Raw genomic sequence first — 6736 nt, 5'->3', positions numbered from 1 at the left:
CATCTTGATATACCACCTGCGCCGTTGAGGACGCTGCCGATGTGGTTGATGTCGTGACGTTTTGAGCATCAACACCCACCGGCAGGACAATCGTTGTCCCATTGGCGGCGCCGACTGCCGCGTGGACGGTGCCATTCAGATCATTGATCTGGATGTATTTAACGCCGTGCAGAAAGAATACGTAGACGTGCCAGTTCGGATTGGCGCTGACGTCTGATGCATTCGGCCAGGATTGACCCAGTCCCGTGGCGGGCGCCGAAGTTTGCGCAAAGGCTGTGGACGTCAAGCCGATAGCGACAAAACCGGCGAGCAGTGCTTTGCGTACTCCTTGAATGCGTGACATCGGGGTTCCCCTTCTGAGAGCCGGCAGACCACCTACCGGATACATGGAATTTAGCAGGGGAAATGTGCACGTAGATATGAAAGAAGTCCCGCCATTTCCTTCGGTCTGCTCCAAACCTGGGCGGAAGTGTGGTTCTTCACATTTACTGAACATCCGCGCAGATTTGCGGACACGCCGATTGCCTCACTGAGTGGATGCTCGTGTTGAAAGCCGCTCATCATCAGCATAATCGTCGTCCTCATTTACGGCGGCATGGTCGGTGGCTGTGGCCTTGCTTTCCAATTCGAGCGACATAAGGTAGCCGCCGTTGCCGTCAAGTTTGTGCGTGGCCTTGGCCGCGATCCAATCGTAGGCGGTGATAGCATCCGGCCAACCCGCGAGCTTCCGTGACATTGACGATATGGCCCACGGTGGTGTCGCTCCAACTGCGCTTGCTCCTTGCGCTCGGCCAGCAGACCGGCCGCGCGTGCACTGCGTGCGTGCACGGTGATGGTGTCGGGCGCACCGCGATGTTCCACGTCGGCTACCACGTAGGCGCCTTGCAGGCACATGCCCGATGCATCGAAGCCGAGCGACACCTTGATGCGCACGCCTTTGCGCGGCATCGCAATCCGCATGCAAAACCATTCGCAGGCAAAACGAAGCAAGTGACAGGTGCGCCGAACGCAACCGACATTGCGATATTTGCCGGACCTTGTTGCGTTATTTGTCAAGCAAGCAAAACTTTACGCAGTTCGCATCCTGGCTGTTTGAAATAACGGTTCTACAAGGCTGGATGATAAAATTTCTAGATGGGGAATCCGGTTTATTGCTTTGACGATTGTCGTGTTGATCCTCTTGCGCGGGAATTGACTCGCCACGGCGAGCCGGTTGCGTTGCCGGCCAGCGCATTCGATTGTCTGGTGTACCTGATCGAAAACCGGGCGCGCCCGGTTGGCAGGGACGAGTTGATTTCCGCTGTGTGGGGACGCGCCGATGTCAGCGACAATCTGCTGGCGCAAACCGTGGTGCGCTTGCGGCGGATGCTGGGTGACGCCGGCAACGAGCAGCGCTGCATCAAGACCGTGCCGCGCGTGGGTTACCGCTGGATGCTGGAGATTGCCGTCCAGACGCGTGGCCCAGGGCGGATGCAAGCGCAGGCTGTGGGTGAGGCGAGCGGTGTTGCTCGGGGCGCAAGCATGCCACGGCCGGCAAAACGGGTGCGTCCGGCGTTGCTGGTCGCTTTGCTGCTTTCGCTGGGATTGGCGACCGTGTATGCAGGCTTGCAATTCCATCGCGCGGAGGCGGCGCCAGCCGCCCTGCAATTCGACCACAGCTCGGCGGCGGTGCTGCCCGCCACGGTGAGCGGACCGGAAGACTGGAAGTGGCTGCAACTTGGCTTGATGGATTTGATCTCCAACCAGTTGCGCTCGGCCAAGGTGCCCACCGAAAGCAGCCAGAATGTGCTCAATTTGCTGAACCAGGCGGATAAAGGACAGGGCGGCTTGGCGTCGTTCGCATTGGTCATCAGCCCACGCGTGACCCTGGTCGGCAACACCTGGCACGTGCATCTGGATGCGAAGAGTCGCGATGGACATGGCTGGCAGGCGGAATCCTCGTCTGCCGATGTGCTCGACGCGGCGCATGCGGCGAGTGATCTGCTGCTGGCGCAGCTCGGTTATAGCGCTGGCGCCGGGGATCATGGTGGCGATTCGCAACAGCAATATCTGTTGCGCATAGAAGCGGCACAGCTGGCCGGCCATCCCGACCTGGCGCAATCGCTGATCGCCCAGGCGCCGCCCGATTTGCGCCGCACGCCTGAGTTTGCCTACGCGGAGGCGGATTTCCTGTGCAATGCGGGCGAGGTCGAACGTTGCGAGCAGGCATTCAACGATCTCCTGCAGCAGTTGCCGGCGGACAAACAGATTTTGCGCGGCAAAGTGCTTACCAGCCTGTGGTATAGCTACTACCGCAAGCATCAGTTGGCGCAGGGCGAGGTGGCGCTGAGCGAAGCGGTTCGTCTGCTGCAAGGGCAGAAGGATGTCGAGGCATTGGCTTGTGCCTATCTCGACCGCGCGCACCTGGAGTTCTTTGACGGCAAGCGGGACGCAGCGGCCATGGATCTTGGCCTTGCCCGCATCAATTACACCTTGGCGGGCGATACCGTAGGCCAGTCAAAAGTGGACGTGTCGGTGGCGGAAATCGCCATGCAGCGCGGACAGTTCACCCAGGCGCTGGCGCTGTTGCAACAGGCCTATGAGCATGACCGGCGCATGGGCATGCGGGAGTTGCTGTCCACGCCACTGCAGGGCTTGGTTTATTCGCATAAGATGCTGTTGCAGTTTCCCGACGAACTGGCGACGACCGAGCAGTATTGGCCGTTCGAGCAGAAAAACATGCAATTTTGCGACAGCTACGTGCGTAATGCGCTGGTGATGCTGCGCGCCATGGCCTTGGCGGACAACGGCCATACCGCCGAGGCGAGTGCCGTGCTCGAACAACTGCTGGGGCAATTCAAGGCCGGCGACGACCCCGCGCAGCGCGCATCGGTGCAGGCCTTGCTGGCGCAACTGTCGCTGCAGCGTGGTGAAACCCAGGCGGCGATGGCATGGATCGCCAAGGCCATGCAGGGATCGGCGCTGGTGCAGGACGACGACAAGCGCAATGCCGCGGAAGCATGGCTTGGCAACGTCAACATCCTGCTGCGTGCCGGCAAAACCGACGAACTCAAGCGCACGGTTGCCGCGATGCACACCTGGGCCGCGCCGCTGATGGCGCAGGACGAGTGGATCAGGCTTGATCTGATGCGCGCCACGGCAGCCGAGGCATGGAGCGAAGGAAGGCGCGAACAGGCGCTCGAACAACTCAAACTCGCCATGGCGCTGGCGGACAAGATCGGTGTGCCCGACCTTATCGTGAGCGTGGGTCAGCCATATGCATTGGCGTTGCTGAGCATGGGCGATGTGGATCAAGCCGTGGCGGTGAGTGGCCGTCTTTCGAGCTGGAGCGATCAGGATTGGCGTGCCGCCTGGACGGAAGCCTGCGTGTACCGGGCACTGAACCAGATGTCGGCGTGGGAGACGTATCGAAACAAGGTGCAAGCGCTGGCCGGTGATCGGCCGGCGCCGACGGAAGCTGCCGTGCTGGCGTTTTGAACTTGCAATAAGCCAGAGCCGAAGCGCATAGGTGGGTGGTGAGCGTATGCGAACCCCAACGTTGCCATGCAGGTGGCGATGTTGGGGTTCGGCTTCGCCTGATCGCCAACCTGCGTGTGATCTTAACCGCCGTTGTCGTTGCCTTTATCGCGCTGCGGCGGCGGATTTCGCTGCGGTGTCGGGCGGTTGCCCTGTGGACCGCGGCCATTGCTGCCGCCTTGCTGGCCGCTGCCAGGCCGCGCGCCGGCGTTACCGCCTTGCTCGCCACCCGAAGGTGGCCGGCCCGGGCGGTTGCCGCCAGCCGGCGGCGGATAGTTGCCACCGTTTCCGCCGCTGCCGGGCGGCGGATAGTTGCCACCATGGCCGCCGCTGCCAGGCTTTGCAGGTGGACGGTTGCCGGGACCTGGCCGATTGCCGCCGTAAGGCGGTCTGGGCATCGGCCGCACCGGTGGCCGCGGGCCGGGGTAGGGCCGAATCGGAACGGGTCGCCCATACCAGCGGGCGCGATCGCAGTAGAACGGCCGGTTCACGTAGTAACGGCCCCAATACGCGCCGATCGCGAACGTCACGACCGGGATGCCGATGCGCGCACCATAGTCGGTCACGATAACCGGCTGGTTGTTGTACAGGTATTCGATGTACGGACCGGCGATCCAGCCGCGGTTGCCGGCGACGACCACGTCGCACCACTGCCAGCCTTCGGTGCAGCCTTGCACGTCGACCGGGGTGCCGGCATCCAGGGTATAGATCAGTGGGTATTGCGGGTCGGGACCCGCCAGCAGGTTGACGGTAGCGACGGTGTAGCCCGGCATCGCGAACGCCGTTGCGGGAACCACGGTCAGCACCATCGCGACGAACCACCACAGCATGCGCTTCATCGAGCAATCCTCCAGGGTGGATGGGACGTACGGCGTGAATGCCGGGGGCATCATGCCGCCATTCGGTGCGAACGCCTAGCGCCCAAGATTCCTAAGAGCCTGTTCGAGTCGACATGCGGCCGACGGCTGCTAGTTGACCTTCAGCAGCTCGATGTCGAACACCAGGGCGCTGCGCGGCGGTACGTCGGGCGGCGCTCCGCGCAGGCCGTAGCCCAGGCGGGAAGGAATGATCACGGTCCGCTTGCCGCCGGCCTTCATGCCGCGTACGCCTTCTTCCATGCCGTCCACCACTTCATTCGCGCCCATGCTGAAGGTAAGTGGGCGGCCGTTGTCGTAGGAGCTGTCGATCTTGATGCCGTGGTGGTCGGGAGCCTTGGCGTCGTAGAGCCAGCCGGTGTACTGGATGCTCACGGTGGAATCGTCGCGCACCGTGTTGCCGGTGCCCACGACCACGTCCTTGATCACCATCGACGGCACGTCGTCGGCCCGGGCCGGTTGCGGGCCGAGCGTGCCCAGGGCGAGCAGGGCGGTGGCGAGGAAGGCGAACGGACGCGGCATGGAAAACTCCGAAAACGGATGGCGGCGGCACAGTAGCGCATCACGGCGGGCTGCCATAGTCCATTCCCTCAGTTTGCATCGCAACAACAATGTGGTATCACTTGGCCCCATGATCCTCGCCACCTCCAGCCGCTATTACTTTTGGTATGCCTATCCGAAGCCGGCGGCGGAGCATGGTGCGCGATCGTAACGAGTAAAGATCACCCACTTTCCAAAAAAGCCGCCAGCCACCCTGGCGGCTTTTTCTTTAGGTCGCCGGAAAACCCACAAGGAACCGATTGCCATGACCAGCCGTACCGACGACCTTCGCATCCGCGAAATCAAGGAAGTTCCCACCCCCGCCGACGTGATGCGGGATTGCCAGCCCAGCGATGAGGCCCTTGCCACCGTGGCCGACGCGCGCAGCGCCTTGCATCGGATTCTGCATGGCCAAGAGGATCGCCTTGCGGTGGTGATCGGCCCTTGTTCGATCCACGATCCCGCCGCCGCACTGGACTACGCCAGGCGCCTTGCCGCCGAGCGTGCGCGGCACGCCGATACGCTGGAGATCGTGATGCGCGTGTATTTCGAAAAGCCGCGCACCACCATTGGCTGGAAGGGGCTGATCAATGATCCCGACCTGGACGAGAGCTATCACATCGACAAAGGCCTGCATCTCGCGCGGCGCCTGCTGTGCGACATCAACGCGCTGGGGCTGCCGGCGGGCACCGAATTCCTCGACCTGATCACCCCGCAGTACATCGCCGATCTGGTGGCCTGGGGTGCGATCGGCGCGCGTACCACCGAAAGCCAGTCGCATCGCGAACTCGCTTCGGGCTTGTCTTGTCCAGTGGGCTTCAAGAACGGTACCGACGGCAACGTGAAAATCGCCGTGGACGCGGTCCTGGCAGCGGCCCGACCGCATCATTTCATGGCCGTGACCAAGCACGGGCGCACGGCGATTGCGGCCACCGCGGGTAACGAGGATTGCCATGTCATCCTGCGCGGCGGCAAGCAGCCCAACTACGATGCCGCCAGTGTGGAAAGCGTGTGCAGCGTGCTGGCGAAGGCGGGCATTGCGCAACGGCTGATGATCGATACCAGCCATGCCAACAGCGCCAAGCAGCCGGAAAACCAGCCGCGCGTGGTGGCCGATATCGCCGCGCAGCTCGAAGCCGGTGAATCGCGTATCCACGGCGTGATGGTGGAAAGTCATTTGGTGGCTGGCCGCCAGGATCTGTTGCCGGGTTGCGCGCTGGTCTACGGGCAGAGCATCACCGACGGTTGCATCGGCTGGGATACCACGGTGGACGTGCTCGATCGGCTGGCGAAGGCCGTGCGGGTGCGCCGCGAACGGGTCGCGGAGCAGGTGGCAGCCTAGACCGCGGGCACTCCATGCTGGGCACCTTCGATTTCCCTGGAGCGCATCATGGGGTTGGACATCCGGCATCTTGCTGCAGCACATCGCTTTGAAACCACGGTCGACGGTTTTGTTTGCGAACTCGATTACCACCTGGATGGCGGGGTGATGACGATTACGCATACCGGCGTACCGGAACAGGTTGGCGGCCGCGGCATTGCCGGCGAACTGGTGCGCATCGCGCTGGAAACGGCGCGCCGCGAAGCTTGGAAGATCGTACCGGCCTGCAGTTATGCGCAGGTGTGGATGCAACGCCATCCTGAATTCGACGACCTGCGCGCATGAGTACCGCGCCGCATGAGAAACGCTTGCTGCCTCGCCGCTGGGCGCCGGTGCGCTTTGTGCGTGCGCGTCCGTGGTTGGCGATCGCGGGCATTGTGTTCGTTGCGGTGGCTGGCGCCTTGCTGGCTGGCGGAACAAAGCC

Annotated in this window: 6 protein-coding genes and 1 pseudogene; 3 read left to right on the top strand and 4 right to left on the bottom strand. The window is 62.8% G+C overall.

Annotated elements, in window-relative coordinates; all coding sequences use genetic code 11:
• Both VMA74_RS21465 and VMA74_RS21460 read right to left on the bottom strand, forming a co-directional pair.
• A pseudogene (locus VMA74_RS21465) lies at nucleotides 1-343 on the bottom strand (hypothetical protein); the annotation flags it as partial.
• A gap of 183 nt (nucleotides 344-526) precedes the next feature.
• Nucleotides 527-736: a hypothetical protein gene (locus VMA74_RS21460; RefSeq protein WP_325370745.1), complete on the bottom strand. Its 210-nt coding sequence runs from the start codon at nucleotides 734-736 to the stop codon at nucleotides 527-529.
• Between the two features lie 455 nt (nucleotides 737-1191).
• Here VMA74_RS21460 and VMA74_RS21455 point away from each other — a divergent pair, with 455 nt between their 5' ends.
• On the top strand, nucleotides 1192-3477 hold the full coding sequence (locus tag VMA74_RS21455) for a winged helix-turn-helix domain-containing protein (RefSeq protein ID WP_325370743.1): 2286 nt from the start codon (nucleotides 1192-1194) through the stop codon (nucleotides 3475-3477).
• A 122-nt stretch (nucleotides 3478-3599) separates the two neighbouring features.
• Here VMA74_RS21455 and VMA74_RS21450 read toward each other — a convergent pair whose 3' ends face one another.
• Both VMA74_RS21450 and VMA74_RS21445 read right to left on the bottom strand, forming a co-directional pair.
• Nucleotides 3600-4355, bottom strand: coding sequence for an SH3 domain-containing protein (locus tag VMA74_RS21450; RefSeq protein ID WP_325370741.1), 756 nt, complete (start codon nucleotides 4353-4355; stop codon nucleotides 3600-3602).
• A gap of 129 nt (nucleotides 4356-4484) precedes the next feature.
• Nucleotides 4485-4970, bottom strand: a complete 486-nt coding sequence (locus VMA74_RS21445; protein WP_325370739.1) for an FKBP-type peptidyl-prolyl cis-trans isomerase — start codon at nucleotides 4968-4970, stop codon at nucleotides 4485-4487.
• 226 nt (nucleotides 4971-5196) lie between these two features.
• Here VMA74_RS21445 and VMA74_RS21440 point away from each other — a divergent pair, with 226 nt between their 5' ends.
• Both VMA74_RS21440 and VMA74_RS21435 read left to right on the top strand, forming a co-directional pair.
• Nucleotides 5197-6273, top strand: coding sequence for a 3-deoxy-7-phosphoheptulonate synthase (locus tag VMA74_RS21440; RefSeq protein ID WP_325370738.1), 1077 nt, complete (start codon nucleotides 5197-5199; stop codon nucleotides 6271-6273).
• 48 nt (nucleotides 6274-6321) lie between these two features.
• Nucleotides 6322-6597, top strand: a complete 276-nt coding sequence (locus VMA74_RS21435) for a GNAT family N-acetyltransferase (protein ID WP_325370736.1) — start codon at nucleotides 6322-6324, stop codon at nucleotides 6595-6597.
• Nucleotides 6598-6736: the final 139 nt, after the last annotated feature.

This window comes from Dyella sp. (assembly GCF_035508675.1).
Classification (GTDB): Bacteria; Pseudomonadota; Gammaproteobacteria; order Xanthomonadales; family Rhodanobacteraceae; genus Dyella_B.
This window is presented reverse-complemented; position numbering and strand designations above follow the sequence as displayed.